We start from the raw sequence: 21,501 nt of genomic DNA, 5'->3' as shown, positions 1-21,501 counted from the left end.
GCCGGGATCCATCTTGATCGTCGCAACTGCCAAATGGGTCCCGGCGTACGCCGGGATGACGGGCCCGGCCCTACTGCTGCCGCAGCGCCTCGATCGGATCCAGCTGCGACGCCTTGCGCGCCGGGTAATAGCCGAAGAACAGCCCGGTCATGATCGAGAAGCTCGCCGCCAGCGCGATCACCTGGCCGTTCAACGCCACCGGCAGCGATCCGAACTTGCCGACCAGCAATGCCCCGACGATGCCGATCGCGATCCCCAGCGCGCCGCCGATCAGCGAGATCAGCATCGCCTCGGCGAGGAACTGCCGGCGCACGTCCGACGGCCCCGCGCCGACCGCCATGCGCAGGCCGATCTCGCGGATGCGCTCGGTCACCGACACCAGCATGATGTTCATGATGCCGATGCCGCCGACGATCAGCGAGATCGTCGCCACCGCGCCCAGCAGCAGCGACATCAGCCGCGTCGTCGCCGTGCGCGTGGCGACGATCTCGGAAATGTTGCGCACGTTGAAGTCGTCATCGTCGCCGGGCTTGATGCGGTGGCGCTGGCGCAGCAACGCCTCCACTTCGCCCTGGGCGTAGCTGAGGTCCTTGGCATCGGCCACGGTCAGCGCGATCTGCGTGACCGCACCGGCGGGCAGGCCCATCGCACCCATCAGACGGCGACGCGCGGTCTGCAGCGGCACCATCACCACGTCGTCCTGGTCCTGGCCAAAACCGCCCTGGCCCTTGGGCTTGAGCGTGGCGACCACGGTGAACGGCACGCGTCCCAGGCGGATGGTCTGGCCGACGCCGCTGTCGTCACCGAACAGCGTGCGCCGCACCGTCTCGCCGAGGATCACCACCTTGCCGGCGCTGGTGTAGTCCTGCGCGTCGAAGCCGTCGCCGTTGTCGATGACCCAGCCATTGATGTCGAAGAAGTCCGGCTGCACGCCCTGCCAGCTGGTCGATGCGTTGTTCTCCGCGTACACCACCTGGGTGCTGCCGCGCAGAGCGCCTGCCACGAACTGCACTTCCGGGATCTCGCTGCGGATCGCCTCGACGTCGCCCTCGTTGAGGGTGAAGAAGCTCGACGCACTCATGCGCGCACCGCCGCCGCCCGGGCCGCGACCGGCACCGGAGCTGATGTCCAGGCGCTGCGAACCCAGGCCCGACACCATCTTGTCGATCTCGGCCTGGGTGCCCTGCCCCACCGACACCATCACGATCACGGCGGCAATGCCGATGATCACGCCCAGCGAAGTCAGCGCACTGCGCATCCAGTTGCCGCGCAATGCATAAATGGCGGTGCGCAGGATGTCGGAGAAGTTCATGCCGCGCCCTCCTGCGGATGCAGCTCGCCATCGCGCATGACGTAGATGCGGTCGGCATGGGCGGCGACTTCGGCGTCGTGTGTGATCAGCACCACGGTGTGGTTGTCGTCGCGCAGGCGCTTGAACAACGCCAGGATCTCCTCGCCGGTCTTGCTGTCGAGCGCGCCGGTGGGTTCGTCGGCGAGCAGGATCGGCGGTTGGTTGATCAGCGCGCGCGCGATCGCCACGCGCTGCTGCTGGCCACCGGACAGCTCACTGGGGCGATGGCCGACGCGTTCGCCCAACCCGACCGAGACCAGCACCTGGCGGGCGCGCTCCAGGCGCTCGTGCGGCGGCACCTGTGCGTAGCCCAGCGGCATCGCGACGTTCTCCAGCGCGCTCATCCGCGGCAGCAGGTTGAAGCCCTGGAAGACAAAACCAATCTTGTCGCGGCGCAGGATCGCCAGCTCCTCGGGATCGAGCGTCGAGACGTCGACACCGTCGCAGTGATAGCTGCCGGCCGTGGGCGTGTCGAGGCAGCCGATCAGGTTCATCAGCGTCGACTTGCCCGAACCCGAGGGGCCCATGATCGCGACGAACTCGCCGCGATCGATGCGCAGGTCGACATCGCGCAGGGCATGCACCTCGGCCTCGGTGTGCGCCGAATAGGTCTTGCACAGGCCACGGGTGAGGATCACCGCCGGCGCAGGGTCGGCCGGAATGGCGGCAGCGGTGCTCATTGCTGCGCACGCTCGCCGGTGACGATCAGGTCGCCCTGCTTGAGGCCGCCGCCCGACACCTCGGTGCTGCTGCCGTCGCTGGCGCCGATGCGCACCATCAGCATTTCCGGCTTGCCGGCGGTCAGGCGGTACAGCGGCGCGCGCATGGCATTGAGCAGCGCCGACAGGGCACCGTCCCACTTAGCCTTCTGCGCGTCGTCGAGGCCACTGCGGAATTCGGCGAAGTCCTCGCGGAAGCGGTCGGCCATGCGCTGGCGCATCTGCGCCTGCATGTTGCCCGCGCCGCTGCCGGCGCCGACCACGACCGGGCCACCGCCGCCGGGACCACGGCCGCCGCCACCGCCACCGAACAGGCGATTGCCGCCACCGGCCTGCGCTGCCTGCGCCTGGCGCGCGGCCTGGCGCTCGCGCACCGACGCCACGGCGGCATCGAACGCCGCCTGTTGCGAGGCATTGAGGCCGAGCGTGGCCGCCGTGCGGGTGAGGTCATCGATGACACCGCTGCCGCCGCCCTGGCGGCCCGCCTGCGGCGCCGCGGCCGTGGCACCGGCAGCGTCATCGGCGGGCTTGAAGCGCAGCGCCGCGTTGGACACCTTCAGCACATTGTCGCGGCGGCTGACTTCGATCTCGGCATTGACGGTCAGGCCCGGCAGCAGCGTGCCGTCGCTGTTGTCGACGGTGACCACGACCGGATAGGTGACGACGTTATTGGTCGTTGTCGCCGACAGGCGCACCTGTTCGACGGTGCCGCGGAACTGGCGATCGGGGAAGGCGTCGACCGTGAACGACACGCCCTGGCCGGTGCGGACCTGGCCGATGTCGGCTTCGTCGACGGCCAGTTCGATCTTCATCTTCGCCAGGTCCTCGGCGATCTTGAACAGCTCCGGTGCCTGCAGGCTCGCCGCCACGGTCTGGCCGGGCTCGATACTGCGCGTCAGCACGACGCCGTCGACCGGCGAGCGGATCACGGTGCGGTCGAGATTGACCTGGGTGGTTTCGGTGGCCGCGGCCTGCTGCTGGATCGACGCCTGCGCCGCATTGACCTGCGCGCGCGCCTGGTCGAGCGCGGCCCGGGCGAGGTCGACATCGCTGCGCGCGACGAGTTGGCGCGCGCCGAGGTCGGCCTTGCGGCGGTAATCGAGTTCGGCATTGACCAGCGACGCCTGCGCCTGCGACAGCGCCGCGCGCGCATTGGCGATCTGCGCATTGCCCTGGGCGATCTGCGCCTGGTAGGTCTTGGGGTCGATGCGGGCGATCACCTGCCCGCGCTTGACCTGGTCGTTGAAGTCGACCAGCACGTCGGTCACCTGGCCGGAGATCTGGCTGCCGACGGTGACGGTGGATATCGCGCTGAGCGTGCCGGTGGAGGAGATGGCGACGCGGATGTCGCCGCGCTCGACCGGCGCGGTGCGATACGCGCCGGTGGCGGCTTCGGCATCACGCTTGTGGACGTACCAGTAGCCACCGCCCGCGAGCGCGAGCACGACGGCAGCGGCGATGCCGCGACGGATCCATACGTTTGGCTTGCGGGACGGCGGCTGGACGGACTTGCGGGCTGCGCTCATTTGGCTCGATTCGTGGGTTATGCCGGCACCAACGCCTGGAGCGGCGTTGCGTTGACAACATCAGGGCGCAATGGTTCAGAACGCTGTCATCACGCCCGCTGTCATCAAGTTACTGGAACCGGATCACCGCTGTCGTGCCCAGCCCCGGCTCGCTGGCCAGGCTCACCGGCCACCCGAACCGCTCGCCGAGCCGGCGCACGATCGACAGGCCCATGCCTTTGCCGTCGCTTTCGGCAAACTCGGCACGGAAGAACGGATCGAAGGCCTTGGCCAGCACCTCCGGCGACATGCCGATGCCGCTGTCGCGGATCACCACGCGATCTGGCATCACCCGCACTTCGATCTGGCCGCTGCCGGTGAAGCGCACCGCGTTGCTCAGCAGGTTGCCGACCATCACCCGCAGCACGTGCGGCGGCGCGACCAGGCGCGGACCGCCCTCGTCCTGGAACAGCAGCTCCACGGGCCGCCCGGCCAGCATCGGCCGGATCCGCTCGACTTCGCTGGCGACGATGTCGCGCACTTCGAACTCCTCGCTCTGAGGCGCCACGTCGGCTTCGCGGGCAAGGATCAGGAACGCTTCGATCACCGACTCCATGTCGCGGCCGGCCTGCTGCACGCGCGCCAGCGAACGCTGCGCGCGCGGGCTGGTCTCCGGATCGGCCAGCATCAGGTCTGTGGCGACGCGGATGACGGTCAACGGCGTGCGCAGTTCATGGCTGGCATCGCGGGTGAAGTTGCGTTCGCGGCGGACGAAATCGCCGACGCGCTCGGACAGCCCGGTCAGCGCCTTCGACAGTTTGCGCACTTCGTCGCTGGCGTCGGCCGGCAATCGCGCCGGCGCGATCGCGCTGGCGTCGGGGTCGCGCGGATCCCAATGCGCAACCTGGTTCGCCAGCCAGCTCACCGGCGTGACCAGTCGCTTGGAGGTGCGGTAGGTCAGCCAGATCAGCACGCCGCTGGTGAGCAGCGACAGCAGCAGCGAGACCAGCCCGGTCATCAGCACCGACTGGTCGGCCATCCACGCCGAGAACACCAGGTACAGCGTGCCCTGCGGACGACGGTCGACATAGACCAGGCTGCGGCTGTCGGGCAGCCGCTGCACGCCCGGGCCCAGCCCCTGCAGCTCGGCCGGCAGGTTCGGACTGGCCACGCCCGGGATCACCACGTAGCCCGACATCGTCGAGCTGCTCGGCAAGCGGTGGTTGTGATCGGCCGCGTAGGCTTTCCAGAAGGCCTGCGCTTCCTGCCGCACGCGCTGCTCGATGACTTCCTGGCGCACGATCACGCCGGCGAGCAGGATGCCCACCGTGATCACGATGCTGCCGATCAAGGCCTGCGTTATGAACGCAAACTTGATCTTGCGCGGAAGTCCGTGCCGCATGGCGCTGCCGCGTTACTCGGGCGGCTGCGAGATGTCGGCGACGCGGTAGCCGGCACTTTGCACCGTATGCAGCAACTGCTTGTCGAACGGCTTGTCGATGGTCTTGCGCAGGTTGTACAGATGGCTGCGCAAGGTGTCCGAATCGGGAAGGCCGTTGCCCCAGATCTCGCGTTCGATCTCCTGGCGGCTGACCACGCGCGGCGATTCGCGCATGAGGATGGTCAGCAGGCGCAGGCCGATCGGCGAGAGTTGCAGTTCGCTGCCGCCACGCGTCACCCGCAGGCTGGCCGGATCGAGCACGAGGTCGGCCACCTTGAGGACCTCGCCACCGACCTGTCGACGTTCGCGCCGGATCAACGCCCGCAGGCGCGCTTCCAGTTCCTGGATCGCGAACGGCTTGGTCAGGTAGTCGTCGGCACCCGCCCCCAGTCCGGTGAGCTTCTCGTCGAGCGTGTCGCGCGCCGTCAGCATCAGCACCGGCGTCGACTTGCGCGCTTCCTCGCGCAGCTTCTTGCACAACTCCACGCCGTCCATGCGTGGCAACATGAGGTCCAGTACGACCACGTCATAATTGTTTTCGGTCGCCAGACGGTAGCCATCAAGGCCGTCGCTGGCATAGTCCACCTCGAAGCCACGGCCCTCCAGATACTCGCCGACCATCTCCGAGATGTTGCGGTTGTCCTCCACGATCAGGACCAGACCGCCGTCCCTTGTGCCGGTACCCTGCATGCAAACCCCTCCAACCCTTCAGCTTTGTGAAGGCTGCCTTTGCGAGTGTGGATGTTTCGTGAAGGTCCTGTGCTTAAGCTGAACAAAGTCCCTATGGCGAAATTTTCCCATGCCCGTTGAACGCCTCTACCCGATCCTGCTCCTGCTGGGATCCAACCTGTTCATGACCTTTGCCTGGTACGGGCACCTGAAGTACAAGTCCACCCCGTTGATCATGGCGATCATGGTCAGCTGGGGCATCGCCTTCTTCGAGTACTGCCTGATGGTCCCCGCCAACCGCCTTGGCAGCGCCGTCTACTCGGCGCCCCAGCTCAAGGGCATGCAGGAAGTGATCACCCTGCTGGTGTTCGCCGGCTTCTCCGCCTGGTACCTGGGCGAGCCGCTCAAGTGGAACCACTGGGCCGGATTCGCGCTGATCGCCGTGGCGGCCTGGCTGATTTTCCTCGACTGATGCTCCGCGACCTCGTGCCTCAGAACGGGATCTTGCCGCTGAGGATGTCCTTGAACATCACCCAGTCGCCGACGAACGAATAGAACGGGTGCCGGAACGTGGCCGGGCGATTCTTCTCGAAGAAGAAGTGCCCGACCCAGGCGAAACCGTAGCCGCACACCAGTGCGGCCAGCAGCAGCCAACCGTTGCGTTCGACGATGGCCAGCACGAGCAGCGCCAGCACCCCGCAGCTGCCGATGAAATGCAGGCGCCGGCTGGTGCGATGGCTGTGCTCGCTCAGGTAGTACGGATAGAACTCGCGGAAGCTGGCAAAACGCGGCACGTTGTTCCTCCCAATGTCCCTATGTGGACCGCATCGCGGCTACCCCGAGCGCGGCCGGTCCGGGGCTGATCGTGCACCTGCGTCGGCGGTGGAGCAAGCGGCGCGCTTGCCGGCGACTCCCGTTTTGGGACGATTCTGATGGTCTGCGCGCGGGCCATGCGGACAATGGCGCCCGGACCAAACGTCCAGATATTTCCTAGTGGCGCCGCTGCCGCGCCTCCTTCGTTCAAGACGCCGCTCCTGGTCTTCGTCGTCCGGCCAGTGTGGTTGCGTGCGCGCCATTGGAAGGTGCCAGCCCCGGACTTCCTGCATGCTGCATCGCCGACCTCGCCCGCTTCCTTCATTCGCACGTTCCAGCGTCCGCCAGCTCCGCTCGGGATGGCGGTCCAGCCTGCACCTGGCCGGCGCCGCGGTGGTGATCGCGCTGGCGGCGCAGGACAGCCCCGCTGCATCGCACCTGCCGGTGATGCTGGCGGACGCCGGCACCATCGTGGTGGCCCTGCCGCAGCCCGGGCCGATCCCGCAGGAATCCAGCGATGCCTTCGCGTCCGCGCCGTTGCACGACGACTCGATGCGCCTGCCGCTCGATGCAATCCGGGTGACCTCGGACTTCGGGATGCGCGTCCATCCACTGCGCCGGCGCTCGGCCTTCCACAACGGCATCGACTTTGCCGCGCCTCCCGGCACGGCGGTGCACGCGTCGGCCGACGGGGTCGTCGCGCGGGCGGCTTTCAGCAAGGACTACGGCAACCTGATCCTGATCGACCACGGCAACGGCTGCAGCACGCTCTACGCGCACAACAAGCAATTGCTGGTGCACACCGGCGAGCCGATCCTGGCCGGCCAGCCGATCGCGCTGGTGGGATCGACCGGTCGTTCGTCCGGCCCGCACCTGCACTTCGAGGTCCGCCATGACGGCGTGCGCGTGGATCCGCGCGACTACCTTGCAGGACTGTGACGAACCGGCGCTGCGTGCACCGTCAGGACTTTTCCGCCGCCTTTGCACGGTCCCAATAGCGGTCCTGCGCCTCCAGCGATTGGCCGGCCAGTCCGGTGCCATCGGCTTGCGCCATGGCCTCCATCGCGCGGAAGCGACGCTCGAATTTCAGGTTGGCCCGGCGCATCGCGGCACCGACGTCGACCTGTGCATGGCGCGCCAGGTTGGCGCAGACGAACAGCACATCGCCGATCTCGTCCTCGAGCCGGTCGCGTGCGGCGGCATCCTCCGGGTCGGCATCGAGCGCGGCGAATTCGGCGCGCACTTCCTCGATCTCTTCGTGCAGCTTGGCGATCACCGGCGTGACGTCGGGCCAGTCGAAGCCGACCCGCGCGGCGCGCTTCTGCAGCTTCACTGCGCGCTGCCATTCCGGCAGGCCACGGGCGATGCCGGCGAGCGCGGAACGGTCTTCCTGGCCGCTGTCCTCGCGTTCGCGGCGCTTGTGTTCTTCCCACGCGACCGTCTGTGCCTCGGCGTCCTCGACTGCGGCGTCGGCAAACACATGCGGATGCCTGCGCACCATCTTGTCGCTGATCGCGGCGACCACGTCGGCGAATTCGAACGCACCCTGCTCCTGCGCCATGCGCGCATGGAACACCACCTGCAGCAGCAGGTCACCCAGCTCGTCCTTGAGGTCGTCCAGGTCGCCTCGGTCGATGGCGTCGGCCACTTCGTAGGCTTCCTCGATCGTGTACGGCGCGATGCTGGCGAAATCCTGCTGCACGTCCCACGGGCAACCCGTTTGCGGGTCGCGCAGGCGCGCCATGATGTCGAGCAGACGGTCGATGCTGGACATCGCGGTCATTCCCCCAGCCATTGCCGCCACGGCAGCGCGGGATCGCCCAGGGCGATGAAGTCGCCGTTGAGGATGGCTTCGCGCTGGTTGTAGCGGAACGGGCGCCCCTGCGGATCGAGCACCACGCCGCCTGCGCCTTCGAGCACGCACTGGCCCGCGGCAGTGTCCCACTCGCTGGTGGGACCGAAGCGCGGATAGACGTCGAGCCGGCCGTCGGCGAGGGAGCAGAACTTCAACGACGATCCCAGCCCGAGCGGCTCGACCGGGCCCATGCGGGCGATGAATGCCTCGGTTCGGGTGTCGCGGTGCGAACGGCTCGCCGCGACGCGCAGCGGCGACGTGGCCGGTGCACGCGTGCGCACCGCTTGCTCATGGCTGCCTTCGCGGCGGAAGGCCCCGAGCGTGGCGCCGCCGTGCCAGAGCACGCCGGTCACCGGCGCCTGCACCACGCCGAACACGGCCACGCCGTCTTCGATCAGGGCGATGTTGACGGTGAACTCGCCGTTGCGCTTGACGAACTCGCGGGTGCCGTCGAGCGGATCGACCATCCACGAGCGCTGCCACTGCCGGCGCTGTGCGCTCGACACTTCGTGCGCGGATTCCTCCGACAGCACCGGGATGTCCGGCGTCAGCCGCGCCAGGCCGTCGACGATGCAGCGGTGCGCGGCCAGGTCGGCCGCGGTCAGCGGCGAATCGTCGTCCTTGTGCTGCACGGCGAAATCGCTGTCGTAGATGCCCAGGATCGCGGCGGCGGCATCGTGCGCCAGCGCGATCACGCCTTCGCGCAGCTCAAGGGGGATCATGTCTGGTGCGTCCTCAGCCACTCGCGGGCGATGAAAAGGGCGGCGATGCTGCGGCCTTCGGAGAAGTCCTCGCGCAGGATCAGCTGGTGCAGGTCGTCGAGCTTCCACGGCACCACTTCGAGCTCTTCGGGCTCGTCGCCTGGCAGCCGTTCCGGATACAGGTCGCGCGCCAGCACCAGGTGCGCCTGGTGGCTCATGTAGGTCGGCGCCAAGGTCAGCGAGCGCAACACCTGCAGCGAGCGCGCGCCGTAGCCGGCCTCCTCCTTGAGTTCGCGGTCGGCGGCCTGCTCCGGGGTCTCGCCGGCATCGATCCGGCCCTTGACCAGGCCCAGCTCGTAGCGGTGCATGCCGGCGGCGTATTCGCGCACCAGCAGCACGGTGTCGTCATCGAGCAAGGGCACCACCACCACGGCGCCGTGGCCGCGTCCGTGCAGGCGCTCGTAGTTGCGGCGCTCGCCGTTGGCGAATTCGAGATCGAGGCGTTCGAGCCGGTACGGCCCGGCGTCATGCTCGGTGATGCTGTGGATGGTGGGCAGCCGACGGCTCATGGCCTGGTTCCATGGCAGGCCCCGGCCGCTGCGCTGCACCGCGCGCCGCCAGGCAGGATAATGGTGGGATGCAGAAGAACACTCACGATCCGCAGATGCTAGCAGAGGCCGGTGTCCGGGCAGGTGGCGAAGCTGACGCCGAGCGCTGGCGCGCCCGCGACCTGGCGGTGCTGTGGCACCCGTGCACGCAGATGCGCGAGCACCCCGGCACCCTGCCGCTGTTGCCGATCGAACGCGGCGAAGGCGCCTGGCTGGTGGGCCGCGACGGCCGCCGCTATCTGGACGCGATCAGCAGCTGGTGGACCAACCTGTTCGGCCATGCCGAGCCACGCATCGCCGCTGCCATCGCGCAGCAGGCGATGACGCTCGAGCACGTGATCCTGGCCGGGTGCTCGCACGCGCCCGCGGTCGAGCTGGCCGAACGCCTGCTCGCCATCGCGCCACGCGAGGCCGGCCGTGAACCGCTGAGCAAGGTCTTCTACGCCGACAACGGTTCGGCCGGCGTCGAGGTCGCGCTGAAGATGGCCTTCCACTGGTTCCGCAATCGCGGCATCGACGGCCGCACCAAGTTCATCGCGATCGACAACGGCTACCACGGCGAGACGCTGGGCGCGCTCGCTGTCGGCGACATCCCGCTGTATCGGCGCGTCTATGCGCCGCTGCTGGCGGAAGCGCTGTTCGCTCCGTCGCCCGATGCCTACCTGTGCGAACCCGGCGAGACCCCGGCCGATCGCGCGCGCGGCGCCGCGAACGAACTGCGCAAACTGCTCGAACGCCATGGCAACGAAGTCTGCGCCCTGATCCTCGAGCCGCGCGTGCAGTGCGCCGGCGGCATGCGCATGCACGACCCGCTGTACCTGAAGCTGGTGCGCGAGCTGTGCGATGCGCACGGCGTGTTCCTGATCTGCGACGAGATCGCCGTCGGCTTCGGTCGCACCGGCACGCTGTTCGCCAGCGAGCAAAGCGGCGTGCAGCCGGACCTGCTGTGCCTGTCCAAGGGCCTGACCGGCGGCGCACTGCCGCTGGCGGCCGTGCTGGCAACGCAGGCCATCTACGACGGTTTCCTCGACGACTCGCGCGAGAAGGCCTTCCTGCACTCGCACAGTTACACCGGCAACCCGCTGGCATGCGCCGCGGCGCTGGCCAGCCTCGACATCTTCGCCAGCGACGACATCCTCGACCGCAATGGCGACACCGCCGCGCGCATGGCCACGCTGGCGGCGCCGCTGGCGGCGCATCGCCACGTCGCCGATGTCCGCCAGGCGGGCATGATCGTCGCCTTCGAGCTGACGCCCGACGGTGACCGCCGCGCCAGCTTCGATCCTGCGCTGCGGGTTGGTTTGCGCGCCTATCGGGCGGCGCTCGATCGCGGCGTGCTGCTGCGTCCGCTTGGCGATGTGCTGTACTGGCTGCCGCCCTACTGCGTCGACGAGGAAGCCCTGCAGCTGCTCGCCGACACCACCCGTGCCGCCATCGACGAGGCCACCGCATGCGCCTGACCCGCGTCCACGTCGACCAGCCGCTGGCGGCCGGCCGCGAAGTCGTCCTGCCCGAAAGTGCGGCCGCCCACCTGGGTCGCGTGCTGCGCCTGGGCGTGGGCGATGCCTGCGTGCTGTTCAACGGCGACGGCCACGACTACGCGGCCCGAATCGTCGCCCTGGGCAAACGCGAACTGCGGGTGGCGGTCGATGCCGCCAGCCCGGTGCTGCGCGAATCGCCGCTACGGCTGGTGCTGCTGCAGGGCGTTGCACGCGGCGAGAAGATGGACCTGATCCTGCAGAAGGCGACCGAACTGGGCGCCGCCGCGTTCCATCCGCTGTGGTCGCAGCGCAGCGAGGTCAAGCTGGACGAAACGCGCGCGGAGAAGCGCCTGGCGCACTGGCGCAGCGTGGTGTCGTCGGCGTGCGAGCAGAGCGGGCGCGCCGCGGTGCCGGCCGTGACCGCGCCGGTGACGCTGCAGGCGACACTGGCGGCCCTGCCCGTCGGCGGCCTGCGCCTGATCCTCGATCCGGAAGGCGACCTGGCGTTCTCCAGCCTGTCCGTGGACCTGGCTGAACCGGTGTACCTGGCGATCGGCCCCGAGGGCGGCTGGTCGCCGCTGGATCGCGAACAATTGCGCGCGGCTGGCTTCCTGGGATTGCGCCTGGGGCCACGCATCCTGCGCACCGAGAGTGCGGGACTGGCGGCGATTGCGGCGTTGCAGGCGCGGTTCGGGGACCTGCAGTAGCGGACGGAATGAGGGCCTGGATCCCGGCGTTCGCCGGGATGACGGTGGATCAGATCTTGAAATGGATCCGGCGCGCATCGAGCACGCGCACCACTGCCCACCACACCGCCACGAACGAGACGGCATACGCCAGCGATGGCACGTACGGGCCCCATCGCGGCGTCATCCAGTCGGCGAACCCGACCCGATACAAGGGTTCCAGCCAACCGGCCGCGACCAGCGCATACAGCATGAAGGCCGAACCCGCGTAGGCCGCGATCGCGTTGACGCCGAACGCCCGCCCCAGCGCGGGCAGGCGTTTGCGGTCAACCAGCCAGTGCGCGATCGCCAGCACCCAGCAGGCGATGCCGCCGGTCCAGAGGACGTACGACGACGTCCACAGATTCTTGTTGAACGGCTGCCACCACGACCACGCCAGCCCCAGCGCCATCGCGATCGCTCCTGCCAGCCACAACGCGCGCAGATCCCCGCGCCGCAACCAGTCGCCGGCGCGCACGCCCAGCAGCGTCGTCGCCAGCGCGCCGAGCGTGCTGACCAGTCCTTCCGGGTCGTGGCCACGGCCCGTCGCCGGATCCAGTTGATACACGTGCACGCCGAGCAGCGCATGGTCGATGCGACTGGCGAGGTTGACGAAGGGTTCGAGGCTGCCGCCACTGGCGACCAGCGCGCCATAACCGACCAGCAGCGCGGCCAGCACGAACCACTGCGTGCGCGGTCGCGCGCATAGGGCGAGCACGCCCGCGGCGGCGAAGCAGAGACCGATCCGCTGCAGCACGCCCATCACCCGGTAGTGCGGCAGATCGAACGCCCACAGCGCACAAAGATGCAGCAACAGGCCGAGGCCGATGATGCGAGCGCCGCGCACCAGCACGGTCCGCGCAAGGGCGCCTGCCGCGTCGCCGCGTTCCAGGCGCGGCATCAGCGCCAGCGCGATCGACACGCCGACGATGAACAGGAACATCGGGAAAATCAGGTCGGTCGGCGTGCAGCCATGCCAGTGGGCGTGGAGCAGCGGGGCGTAGACGTGGCCCCAGTCGCCCGGGTTGTTGACCAGCAGCATCGCCGCGACGGTGATGCCGCGCAGGGCATCGACCGAGGCGTAACGTGCCTGACGGTCCGGCGCCGCCGGTGCTTGGCTCAAGCCGCCTGCACCAGCACCGCGCTGACCTGCGCTTCAATCGATTCCAGGTCGGGCAGGAAAGCCGCGTCTTCGTTGAGCAGCACGCGTGCCTGCACGCCATTGGGCAATTCGTTGGTGTCGTCGACGACGACGAGCGTGTCGCGGGACACCGTCACCAGGCGCGGGAAGCCCTGCGTCAGCATGGCGAAGTAAGGCGCGCGCGGATTGCCACCCAGTGCGCGCAGCACCACCACCTTGCTGCCCAGTCCACCGCGCTCGTCGGCAAGGCCAGCCAGTCGCGCGAACGCCACCAGCGGCAACTGCCAGCCGCGCCAGCGGATGCGGCCCAGCAGCCAGTCCGGTACGTCGGCCACGGCATCGGGCTCGGCGTAGGACAGCACCTCGGCAATCGTCGCGTTGGGCAGCAGCAGGCGGCCGCCAGCGACCTGGATGAGCACGCCCCGGATGTCGTTTTCGACGGCCGGTACGGCTGCGGCGTGCTTGGAATGGTTTCGATTCGGCATCTTCAGGGTCCTGTCTGCCCGCTCAGTTCCAACGTGCGATCAGACGTCCGGCAAGTTCGACCGGCTGTCCGGATGCGCCGCCGCGTGCGATGAGTGCGGCCGAGGCCGCCGCGTCGTAGCAACCATCCGGCGCCTGTCCGGCGACCAATGCGCCAGCCCAGGAGTGGTTCATCGCGACATCGACGCGGGTCGGATCACTGCCGCTGAGCAGCAGCACCGCCGAGTCCGCCGACGGCAGCGACGAAATGACGTCGCCGTCGCCTTCGATGAAGCGGATGCCCGACTCGTTCACGGCGATCGCGATCTCGGCGGGCAGGATGTAGATCGAGCCGGCCATGGCCAGCAGGCCCGGCTCGGCGAGCCTCACCTGCAGCGGCGTGGCGCGCTGCATCTGCGCGACGAGGCGATCGTAGCGGCCACCGTCGAGGCGCTGTTGCACCAGGACCGGGCGCGGGAAGCTTTCCGGCAGTGCGCCCAGCAACTGACGCACGGCGTCCGGGCCGCCGATACCGGCGAGCACCAGCACGGCGCCGTTGTTGTGCACGGTCTGGCGGTCTTCGACCAGTTCGAGCGCGGAGATGCGGGTTTCGAGGTCGCCCAGGTCGCGCTGGAAGCGGTTGTTGCTGGCCTTGCTGTCGGTGCTGGCGGTGGTGCCGGCGTTGTCTTCGGCGAACGACCAGTCCGGCGCCAGCGGTGCGGCCACGGCGGCGGCAGGCGGCGCCACCGGCGCGACATCGTCAACGGCGATATCGGGCAAGCGGCTGGCTTCGAACAACAGCACCGGCTCGGCCGGCGCGCGTCGTTCGCTGGAAATTTCGGGCACGACTTCGTCGAGCAGCTCGACCACGACCGGTGCGGCCGCAGGCGCCATCTCGTAATCGAAACTGGACTCGAACGGCTCGATCACCAGCGCGGCGTCATCGGTCGAGACCATGCCCGGCTCGTCCAGCAGCGGCATCTCGATGGCGTCCAGCGCCTGCATCTCCATCAGCGGCGGTGCGCTGGTGGTGGCGAGCGCCGGCTCGTAGTGGAGCTCGGCAGCGACCGGGTCGAACGGGCTCAGTGCTGCCGTGTCGACGGCTGCGATCTGGACCGGGGCAACGTCTGCGACGGCTGCTTCGAGGGCAGGTGCTTCGAGGGCAGGTGCTTCGGGCACAGGTGCTTCGGGCATGGCCGGCGCAACAGCAGCCGCGACCGCGACCGGCGCGGAAGCCTGCACCGGCACGGCGAAATCACCGGCGCCGAATTCGCCCTCGCCTTCCGGCTCGTGGCCCGGCGGCAACACGTTGCCATGGCCCTGCAGCTTGGCCGCCAGGTGGCGGGTCCAACGCGCCAGGTCCCAACCTTCGCGAGACGCGGCGAGTGCCGCTTCCTCGTAGATCACTTCGACCGCGGGATCGGCGAGCACCGGATCGAAGCGTTCGATGACGTCTTCGGTGACCGCATCCAGCGCAACCACGATCACTTGCGGTGCGGCCAGTCCGAGCGCGGACAGGTCGAGCGTGGTCGGATCGGCTTCCAGCACCAGCTGTGCGCCGGCTTCGGAGAGCGCCGAGCGCAGGCGTTCGCACGCCGCGCCCGGTCGCGCCAGCAGTACCGCGCGACGCGAAGACTCACTCATGGCCGCGAGATGCCCCCTGCGCATTGATCCCGAGCAGTTCGTACACGTTGCGGATCAGTTCCGGCTCCTGGTACGGCTTGCCGAGGTAGCGCTCAACACCAATTTCGAACGCGCGCTGGCGGTGCTTGTCGCCGGTACGCGAGGTGATCATCACGATCGGCACGCCACGCAGGCGCGAATCGCCCTTCATGGCCGTGGCCAGCTCGTAACCGTCCATGCGCGGCATTTCGATGTCGAGCAGCATCAGGTCCGGCACGCGGTCGGCCATGCGCTCCAGGGCATCGATGCCGTCCTTCGCAGTGAGGACTTCGAAGTTGTGGCGTTCCAGCACGCGGCCGGTGACCTTGCGCATCGTCACCGAGTCGTCGACCACCATCACCAGCGGCACGCGGCGCTGTTCCACCGGCGCGGCAACGACCGGCACGTGATCGCGCGGCAGCAGCATCTGGCGGCGCACCAGCGGGGCGACGTCGAGGATCACGACCACGCGGCCGTCACCCATGATGGTCGCGCCGAAGATACCCGGCACCGAAGCGACCTGCGGACCGACGGCCTTCACCACGATTTCGCGGTTGCCGACGACCTGGTCGACGCAGACCGCGGCGCGCAGGTCACCGGAGCGGATCAGCAGCAGCGGCATCTGCAGGTGGCCTTCGGCCTTGGCAGTACCGTGGCCGACCAGCGCACCGAGGTCGTGGACCGTGTAGTCCTCGCCGCCGTAGCGATAGGTTGCATCGGCCATGTCGAGGCGGTCGCGGGCGATGCGGCCGACGCCGCGGACCGAGGCGATCGGCACGGCGAAGGTGGTCTCGCCGATGCGGACGAACACGGCCTGGGTGACCGCGAGCGTCTGCGGCAGGCGCAGGGTGAAGTTGACGCCCTTGCCCGGGACCGAATGGATGTCGAGCGTGCCGCCGAGCTGGCGCACTTCGCTGGCGACCACGTCCATGCCCACGCCGCGGCCGGACAGGCGGCTGACGGCATCGGCGGTGGAGAAGCCCGGTTCCAGGATCAGTGCATCGAGGGCGGCGTCGGACAGCACCGCGTCGGCGCGGACCAGGCCACGCTCTTCGCCACGGCGGCGGATCGCGGCGCGGTCGAGGCCGGCACCGTCGTCGCCGACTTCCAGCACCACTTCCGAAGCTTCGCGGCGGACCGCGATGCGGATCGTGCCCTCTTCCGGCTTGTGTGCCTTGCGGCGCTTGTCCGGCGTTTCCAGGCCGTGCGCGACGGCGTTGCGCAGCAGGTGTTCCAGCGGCGCGGTCATGCGCTCGAGCACGTTGCGGTCGAGTTCGCCCTGGGTGCCGTCGAGCTTGAGCTGGACGTTCTTGCCCAGTTCGCCCGAGGCCTGGCGGACGACGCGGCGCAGGCGCGGCAGCAGGCCGTCGAACGGCACCATGCGCGTGCGCATGAGGCCTTCCTGCAGTTCCGAGCTCACGCGCGACTGCTGCAGCAGCAGCGTTTCGTACTGACGGGTCAGGTCGTCGAGCGTGGTCTGCAGGCTGGTCTGGTCAGCGGCCGACTCGGCCAGTGCGCGCGACAGCTGCTGCAGGTTGGAGAAGCGGTCGAGCTCGAGCGGATCGAACGCCTGCTCGGCCAGGTCGCCTTCGCGCTGGTAGCGGGCGACGATCTGCGCTTCGGTTTCGATTTCCAGTCGACGCAGCTGGTCACGCATACGCGTGTTGGTCGCTGCCATTTCCGCGATGGCGCCGCGGAACGCACCGAGCTGCTGTTCCAGTCGGGCGCGGTAGATCGCGACCTCACCGGCGTAGTTGACGAGGCGATCGAGCAGGTCGGCGCGGATGCGCACCTGCTCCTGCGGAGCGCGCACGCCGATCTCGTCGTCGTCCGTGGCCGGCGTATCGCTGATCGGTGCCGACAGCGGCTTGAGCTCGACGTGCTGCGGTGCTTCCACCACGGCCGGGGCCGCCTTGGCCACTTCGTCCTGCACGACCGGCACGTAGGCCTGGCCGCGGGCACGTGCGTCGAACTGCGCGATCAGCGCGTCCGGCATGGCGATCGCGCGGCGCTCGCCAACGCGGGTGACCATGGCATGGAGGCGGTCGAAACCGTGCTCGAGCAGCGGCACGCCATCGCGGCCAAGCTCGCAGCGCTGTTCGGCGACGGCTTCCAGCAGCGATTCCATGGCGTGGCCGAGTTCGCCCACGGCCATGATGCCGGCCATGCGCGCGCCACCCTTGATGGTGTGCAGGTCGCGCTGCAGGCCCACCACCGGCTCGCGATCGCCCGGCGCCTGGCGCAGCTGCGCCAGCAGGCCGTCGGAATGGTCGAGCAGGTCGCTGGCTTCCTCGACGAAGATGTCGACCAGCTCCGGATCCAGGCCGGTCAGGTCGAGCGCTTCGTCCGGATCGTCGCTGGCGGCCAGTGCGTGCGCGATCAGCGCGGCGACGGCCGGCTCCTGCGCATCGTCGGCCGCGTCGGCGCGGCTCACATCGGCATGGCCCACGTCGGCGTGCGTGGCGGCGGCGTGCGATTCGTGTGCGACCGGTTCGTCGTCGCCCGAATCGCCCGCGGACTCGTTGGCACCCGGTGCGCCGGCGTCGGCAAATGCCGTCAGGCCCACCGAGGCGGTCGCTTCGATGGCAGCGATCTGCTGCTCGCGTGCAACACGCTCGGCCTCGGCGTACTCGGTTTCGAGGCGGGCGTACTCGCGCTCCTCCTCGGCCAGGCGCTCGGCTTCGAGGCGTTCTGCTTCGAGGCGTTCTGCTTCGAGGCGTGCAGCTTCGGCGCGTTCGGCTTCTGCGCGTTCGGCTTCTGCGCGTTCGGCTTCGGCGCGTTCGGCTTCGGCGCGTTCGGCTTCAGCGCGCTCGGCCTCGAGACGCTCGGCCTCAAGGCGCTCTGCTTCGAGATGCTCTGCTTCGAGGCGTTCGGCTTCGAGACGGTCGTCCTCAATGCGTTCTGCTTCGAGGCGCTCGGTCTCAATGCGTTCCGCTTCAAGGCGCTCGGCTTCGAGGCGTTGCGCTTCGAGACGCTCGGCTTCGAGGCGTTCGGTTTCAAGGCGTGCGGCTTCGAGAAGCTCGGCCTCGCGGCGCTCTGCCTCGACGCGCGCGGCTTCCTGGCGCTCGGCGTCCAGACGCGCTTCCTGCTCGCGCTGAAGCGCGGCCAGGCGTTCGACTTCGGTCTGGTCGAGGGCGAAGCGCTCGGCTTCCACGCGCTCGACGTCGACGATCTCGACGTTGGCCTGCTCGATGGCCAGGCGTTCGGCTTCGATGCGGCTTGCTTCGGCCAGCTCGGCTTCCACGCGGGCAGCGTGTGCTTCGTCGCCGAAATCCGGACCGACACCGGACGCCAGGTCCGTGTACTCGCTCAGGTCGATCGCCGAGAGCGTGGCTTCGTCGCCGTCGTCCATGGCGAAGCTGACGTCGATCGGCTCGACGCTCATCGGCATCGACTGGCGCGCATCCGGCAAGCCATCACGCAGCGCACGCATGCGCGCGGCCAGGCCTTCGAACGCGGGCACGCGCGGCGACGGGGTCTTCAGCGTGGCCAGGGTGCGACGGATCGCATCGGCCACTTCGGCCATCGCCGCGACGCCCTCGACGCTGGCCGGCGTGGCCGACGCCAGCAGGCGCTTGACGTAGATCTCGGTCGGACCGGTGATCTCGGTGATCACCGGCACTTCGGTCATCGCGAAAGCGCCGTTGAGCGTGTGGAACGAACGCTGCAGGCCGTCGTCGACCAGGCGCGGGGCGTGGTTGGCGGCTGCCAGCCACTGCTCGATGGTGACCAGGTGGCCACTGACCTCGGCGTCGAGGATCTCCAGAAGCACCGCGTCGACCGACGCGGGCGTGCCGGGTGCGATCTCGGCGACGGGCGCGGGGATGGCTTCTTCGAACGTTTCCTCGATGGCGAGGACCGGTTCGACTTCGTCTTCCACCGCAAGCATGTCGAGGTTGACCGCTTCCAGCGTGAGCTCTTCGGCCACCACCGGTTCGGCAACCGCTGCGCTCGCGGCCGGGGCCGGCGTGTACAGCGTCTCGTCGCCTTCGGCGAGGCGGTCGGCATGCGACTCCATCCCGGCCAGATCGGCCGTGATCACACCTTCATTGCGCAGCGCCGCATGCAGCTGCGGCAGCGCGGTGTAGGCGTGGCCGACCAGGCCCATCACCGCCGGGCTGGCAGGACGGGTGCCGTCGAGCACGCGGTTGAGCAGGTTTTCGATCTTCCAGCTGAACTCGCCCAGGGTCTTGGCGCCGACGAGGCGGCCACTGCCCTTGAGGGTGTGGAACACGCGGCGGATCGGACGCAGGCGTTCGCTGTCGTCAGGGGCCTCGTGCCAGACCGGCAGCAGGTCGCCAAGGTGACGGATCTCTTCGTCGAGCTCCTCGAGGAACACCTCGCGGATCTCGTCGTCGATGTCGTCGCTGTGCTCGAAACCGCCGGCGGCGATGGCCTGTGCCGTGGTCGCGACCGGTGCCGGCGCCTGTGCAGCGGGTGCAGCCGCGGGGGCTGCCGGTGCCGGTGCGATGGACTCGTTGTTCGACGCCCGGGCGTTCGACGCCTGGTGGTTCGACGCCGTGTCGGCCGGCGCGGACATCGTGACCGTGCCCAGCGTGATCGTGTCGGACAGTTCGAAGTCCGGGACGTTGGCCAGCTCTTCGCGCGTGATCGGCGAGCTCGGCGCCATCGTCGCGGCGATGTCGAATTCCGGCAGCGGCCAGTAGCGCAGCGATTCCAGGCTCTGGCGGGTGATGTCGAGGATGTTGTTGCGGTTCGGGCGCTGCTCGCGCAGGGCCTCGAGGTAGTACTCCAGGCTCGCCAGCGCGTCGGCCAGGGTGTCGAGCTGCTGGCCGTTGGGCACGCGCTTGCGGCCGATCAGCTCGACCTCGGTGTAGCGCTTGACGCCAGTGAGGTAGTCGGCCGGCTGCGACAGTTCGAGCATGCGCAGCGCGCCGCCGACTTCGTCCAGCACGCGCGGGACTTCGGCCAGTTCGGCGTGGTCCCAGTTGGTTTCGACGAAGGCGACGAAAGCCTGGCGGGCGTCGCCGAAGTTGGCGATGGCTTCCCGCACGACCACGTCGAGGACCTTGCGGGCTTCACCGGCCAGCAGGTCGTCGTCGGCCTGCTCGTCGGGCAGGCCCAGGCGCGAAACCTGGTCGTCCAGCGAGGCATCGACATAGAGCAGTGCGCCGGCGACGTCGAGCAACGCGCCCTCGTCGGCCGGACGGCGTCCGCTGACGATCTCGTGCATCGCATCGCGCTGCTGCAGCACCACGGTGCGGGCAACGCCCAGGCCCATCATGCCGAGCGTGTCGCTGACGCGGCTGAGCGCGTCCACCTGCGGCAGCAGGTTGGCGACATCGGTCTGGCCGGTGCGCAGGTGCAGGTCGAGCGCGTCCTTGACGCGCAGCAGGTCTTCCTTGATCGCCGCGGCGACGGTATCGAGCAGCGCGCGGTTGCGGCCGCTGAGGCTGCCGCGGGCGTGTTCGAGTTCCGACTCGCTGGGCAGGTGCGAAGCGAGTTCGAAGGTGTGGCGCAGGTCGTCCAGCGCCGGATGGCGGCCGTCGCTGTGGGCGACGTGGTAGAGCAACTGGCGGGTCGGCTCGGCGGCCGGCTCAGTGCGCGGCGCGGCAAAGCCATCGTCGGCCAGCATCAGGCGCGCTTCGCGCTCGACGCCACCGAAGGCCTGGCGCAGCGCGCGCGTGGCCGGCAGGGCGCCGTCACGCAGGGCGCCGGCGACCGAAGAGGCCACCCACAACATGCGACGCACCGGCTCCAGCACGACTTCGGCCAGCAGGCCGTCAACCGCGCCGGCCAGCTTGTCCGGATGCGCCGGGTTGCCGTCTTCCGGCCAGGTGGCCAGGGCATCGCGCAGCGCGGCCAGGTGGCCGGACGAGTTGTGCGACGGAGCGCTGCGCGGGGCCGGCGAACCGGCCACGTTGGCCGGCAGCGGACGATCGAGATCGGGCGCGAACAGCACGCTCTCGTTCAGTCCCGCCTCGCCGCGCGTGGCGCGCAACTCGTTGAGCAGCGGCAGCAACACGATCGGAATATCGCGGTGGCCGCCCTGCAGGCGTTCCAGGTAATCGGGCAGCAGGACCACGCCGCGCATCAGCGCCGCGCAGGCCTCGTCGCGATCAGCGACCTTGCCCTGCTGCAACGCCAGTGCCAGGCGTTCCATTTCCTCGGCGACCATCGCCGGCGCGTACAGCTCGACCATGCGCAGCGTGCCGTGCACCTGGTGCAGCTGGTCGGCGCAGTGGCGCATGCGCGTGGTGTCGGCAGGATTCTCGGCATAGGCCTCGATTTCCTGCTGCGCCAGGCGCAGGGTCTCGTCAAGCTCCGGCTTGATCCAGCCCAGCGTGGTCGTATCGATTGCTTCGCGCATTACCGTCATCGTTCACCCCACGCAGCGGTGAACCGGC

17 protein-coding genes and 2 pseudogenes are annotated in these 21,501 nt (G+C 69.0%); 5 read left to right on the top strand and 14 right to left on the bottom strand.

Going from position 1 to position 21,501, the window contains the following annotated elements:
* Positions 1-70 precede the first annotated feature (70 nt).
* The 5 genes from ACFOPO_RS01595 to ACFOPO_RS01575 form a co-directional block, all read right to left on the bottom strand.
* The gene (locus ACFOPO_RS01595; protein ID WP_386700227.1) at positions 71-1,312 is read right to left on the bottom strand and encodes an ABC transporter permease; all 1,242 of its coding nucleotides are present in this window, start codon (positions 1,310-1,312) and stop codon (positions 71-73) included.
* The gene (locus ACFOPO_RS01590) at positions 1,309-2,031 is read right to left on the bottom strand and encodes an ABC transporter ATP-binding protein (protein WP_386700225.1); all 723 of its coding nucleotides are present in this window, start codon (positions 2,029-2,031) and stop codon (positions 1,309-1,311) included. Before ACFOPO_RS01590 ends, ACFOPO_RS01595 begins: the two co-directional genes overlap by 4 nt.
* Positions 2,028-3,596, bottom strand: a complete 1,569-nt coding sequence (locus ACFOPO_RS01585; RefSeq protein ID WP_386700223.1) for an efflux RND transporter periplasmic adaptor subunit — start codon at positions 3,594-3,596, stop codon at positions 2,028-2,030. Before ACFOPO_RS01585 ends, ACFOPO_RS01590 begins: the two co-directional genes overlap by 4 nt.
* Positions 3,597-3,705: 109 nt before the next feature.
* Positions 3,706-4,977: a sensor histidine kinase gene (locus ACFOPO_RS01580; RefSeq protein WP_386700221.1), complete on the bottom strand. Its 1,272-nt coding sequence runs from the start codon at positions 4,975-4,977 to the stop codon at positions 3,706-3,708.
* A 12-nt stretch (positions 4,978-4,989) separates the two neighbouring features.
* Positions 4,990-5,706 (bottom strand): response regulator transcription factor, encoded by a 717-nt coding sequence (locus ACFOPO_RS01575; RefSeq protein WP_158733290.1) that lies wholly within the window; start codon positions 5,704-5,706, stop codon positions 4,990-4,992.
* Positions 5,707-5,815: 109 nt separating this feature from the next.
* On the opposite strand from ACFOPO_RS01575, the gene ACFOPO_RS01570 reads away from it, so the two are divergent.
* Entirely contained in the window at positions 5,816-6,157 is a 342-nt protein-coding gene (locus ACFOPO_RS01570) for a DMT family protein (RefSeq protein WP_386700219.1), read from the top strand.
* Between the two features lie 19 nt (positions 6,158-6,176).
* Here the strand turns inward: ACFOPO_RS01570 and ACFOPO_RS01565 are convergent, their stop codons facing one another.
* On the bottom strand, positions 6,177-6,479 hold the full coding sequence (locus ACFOPO_RS01565) for an Mpo1-like protein (protein WP_386700217.1): 303 nt from the start codon (positions 6,477-6,479) through the stop codon (positions 6,177-6,179).
* 310 nt (positions 6,480-6,789) lie between these two features.
* Here ACFOPO_RS01565 and ACFOPO_RS01560 point away from each other — a divergent pair, with 310 nt between their 5' ends.
* The gene (locus tag ACFOPO_RS01560; RefSeq protein WP_386700215.1) at positions 6,790-7,437 is read left to right on the top strand and encodes a M23 family metallopeptidase; all 648 of its coding nucleotides are present in this window, start codon (positions 6,790-6,792) and stop codon (positions 7,435-7,437) included.
* Between the two features lie 22 nt (positions 7,438-7,459).
* Here the strand turns inward: ACFOPO_RS01560 and mazG are convergent, their stop codons facing one another.
* Genes mazG through nudE form a run of 3 tightly spaced genes read right to left on the bottom strand, consistent with a single transcriptional unit; the run spans position 7,460 to position 9,623 of the window.
* Positions 7,460-8,281, bottom strand: a complete 822-nt coding sequence (mazG, locus tag ACFOPO_RS01555; RefSeq protein ID WP_386700213.1) for a nucleoside triphosphate pyrophosphohydrolase — start codon at positions 8,279-8,281, stop codon at positions 7,460-7,462.
* The gene (gene cysQ, locus ACFOPO_RS01550) at positions 8,278-9,075 is read right to left on the bottom strand and encodes a 3'(2'),5'-bisphosphate nucleotidase CysQ (RefSeq protein WP_386700211.1); all 798 of its coding nucleotides are present in this window, start codon (positions 9,073-9,075) and stop codon (positions 8,278-8,280) included. Before cysQ ends, mazG begins: the two co-directional genes overlap by 4 nt.
* A complete protein-coding gene (gene nudE, locus ACFOPO_RS01545) occupies positions 9,072-9,623 on the bottom strand; it encodes an ADP compounds hydrolase NudE (RefSeq protein WP_386700209.1) in 552 nt (183 codons plus the stop codon). Before nudE ends, cysQ begins: the two co-directional genes overlap by 4 nt.
* 95 nt (positions 9,624-9,718) lie before the next feature.
* On the opposite strand from nudE, the gene bioA reads away from it, so the two are divergent.
* Both bioA and ACFOPO_RS01535 read left to right on the top strand, forming a co-directional pair.
* Complete coding sequence (gene bioA / locus ACFOPO_RS01540; RefSeq protein ID WP_386701232.1) at positions 9,719-11,122, top strand: adenosylmethionine--8-amino-7-oxononanoate transaminase; 1,404 nt, start codon at positions 9,719-9,721, stop codon at positions 11,120-11,122.
* On the top strand, positions 11,113-11,850 hold the full coding sequence (locus tag ACFOPO_RS01535) for a 16S rRNA (uracil(1498)-N(3))-methyltransferase (protein WP_386700208.1): 738 nt from the start codon (positions 11,113-11,115) through the stop codon (positions 11,848-11,850). Before bioA ends, ACFOPO_RS01535 begins: the two co-directional genes overlap by 10 nt.
* A 49-nt stretch (positions 11,851-11,899) precedes the next feature.
* Here ACFOPO_RS01535 and ACFOPO_RS01530 read toward each other — a convergent pair whose 3' ends face one another.
* The 4 genes and pseudogenes from ACFOPO_RS01530 to ACFOPO_RS01515 form a co-directional block, all read right to left on the bottom strand.
* Positions 11,900-12,991 (bottom strand): acyltransferase family protein, encoded by a 1,092-nt coding sequence (locus ACFOPO_RS01530; RefSeq protein ID WP_386700206.1) that lies wholly within the window; start codon positions 12,989-12,991, stop codon positions 11,900-11,902.
* Complete coding sequence (locus ACFOPO_RS01525; protein WP_386700204.1) at positions 12,988-13,494, bottom strand: chemotaxis protein CheW; 507 nt, start codon at positions 13,492-13,494, stop codon at positions 12,988-12,990. The genes ACFOPO_RS01530 and ACFOPO_RS01525 overlap by 4 nt, the downstream gene beginning before the upstream one ends.
* Before the next feature lie 22 nt (positions 13,495-13,516).
* Positions 13,517-15,115, bottom strand: coding sequence for a chemotaxis protein CheB (locus ACFOPO_RS01520; RefSeq protein ID WP_386700201.1), 1,599 nt, complete (start codon positions 15,113-15,115; stop codon positions 13,517-13,519).
* Positions 15,108-17,387 (bottom strand): annotated as a pseudogene (locus tag ACFOPO_RS01515) (response regulator); the annotation flags it as partial. The gene ACFOPO_RS01520 and the pseudogene ACFOPO_RS01515, both read right to left, overlap by 8 nt.
* Positions 17,388-17,683: 296 nt before the next feature.
* Between ACFOPO_RS01515 and ACFOPO_RS01510 the strand changes: the two are divergent.
* Positions 17,684-18,496, top strand: a complete 813-nt coding sequence (locus ACFOPO_RS01510; RefSeq protein ID WP_386701230.1) for a pentapeptide repeat-containing protein — start codon at positions 17,684-17,686, stop codon at positions 18,494-18,496.
* A 700-nt stretch (positions 18,497-19,196) separates the two neighbouring features.
* Here the strand turns inward: ACFOPO_RS01510 and ACFOPO_RS01505 are convergent.
* Positions 19,197-21,464 (bottom strand): annotated as a pseudogene (locus ACFOPO_RS01505) (Hpt domain-containing protein); the annotation flags it as partial.
* Between the last annotated feature and the right edge of the window lie 37 nt (positions 21,465-21,501).

Source organism: Lysobacter sp. GCM10012299, assembly GCF_042649405.1.
Lineage (GTDB): Bacteria > Pseudomonadota > Gammaproteobacteria > Xanthomonadales > Xanthomonadaceae > Lysobacter_J.
This window is presented reverse-complemented; position numbering and strand designations above follow the sequence as displayed.

What these genes read in the sequence shown, in the direction of transcription:
- ACFOPO_RS01595 (WP_386700227.1), bottom strand. Translation starts at nt 1,312, where the DNA reads ATGAACTTCTCCGACATCCTGCGCACCGCCATTTATGCATTGCGCGGC.
- ACFOPO_RS01590 (WP_386700225.1), bottom strand. Translation starts at nt 2,031, where the DNA reads ATGAGCACCGCTGCCGCCATTCCGGCCGACCCTGCGCCGGCGGTGATC.
- ACFOPO_RS01585 (WP_386700223.1), bottom strand. Translation starts at nt 3,596, where the DNA reads ATGAGCGCAGCCCGCAAGTCCGTCCAGCCGCCGTCCCGCAAGCCAAAC.
- ACFOPO_RS01580 (WP_386700221.1), bottom strand. Translation starts at nt 4,977, where the DNA reads ATGCGGCACGGACTTCCGCGCAAGATCAAGTTTGCGTTCATAACGCAG.
- ACFOPO_RS01575 (WP_158733290.1), bottom strand. Translation starts at nt 5,706, where the DNA reads ATGCAGGGTACCGGCACAAGGGACGGCGGTCTGGTCCTGATCGTGGAG.
- ACFOPO_RS01570 (WP_386700219.1), top strand. Translation starts at nt 5,816, where the DNA reads ATGCCCGTTGAACGCCTCTACCCGATCCTGCTCCTGCTGGGATCCAAC.
- ACFOPO_RS01560 (WP_386700215.1), top strand. Translation starts at nt 6,790, where the DNA reads ATGCTGCATCGCCGACCTCGCCCGCTTCCTTCATTCGCACGTTCCAGC.
- mazG (WP_386700213.1), bottom strand. Translation starts at nt 8,281, where the DNA reads ATGACCGCGATGTCCAGCATCGACCGTCTGCTCGACATCATGGCGCGC.
- cysQ (WP_386700211.1), bottom strand. Translation starts at nt 9,075, where the DNA reads ATGATCCCCCTTGAGCTGCGCGAAGGCGTGATCGCGCTGGCGCACGAT.
- nudE (WP_386700209.1), bottom strand. Translation starts at nt 9,623, where the DNA reads ATGAGCCGTCGGCTGCCCACCATCCACAGCATCACCGAGCATGACGCC.
- bioA (WP_386701232.1), top strand. Translation starts at nt 9,719, where the DNA reads ATGCTAGCAGAGGCCGGTGTCCGGGCAGGTGGCGAAGCTGACGCCGAG.
- ACFOPO_RS01535 (WP_386700208.1), top strand. Translation starts at nt 11,113, where the DNA reads ATGCGCCTGACCCGCGTCCACGTCGACCAGCCGCTGGCGGCCGGCCGC.
- ACFOPO_RS01525 (WP_386700204.1), bottom strand. Translation starts at nt 13,494, where the DNA reads ATGCCGAATCGAAACCATTCCAAGCACGCCGCAGCCGTACCGGCCGTC.
- ACFOPO_RS01520 (WP_386700201.1), bottom strand. Translation starts at nt 15,115, where the DNA reads ATGAGTGAGTCTTCGCGTCGCGCGGTACTGCTGGCGCGACCGGGCGCG.
- ACFOPO_RS01510 (WP_386701230.1), top strand. Translation starts at nt 17,684, where the DNA reads ATGCCGTCAGGCCCACCGAGGCGGTCGCTTCGATGGCAGCGATCTGCT.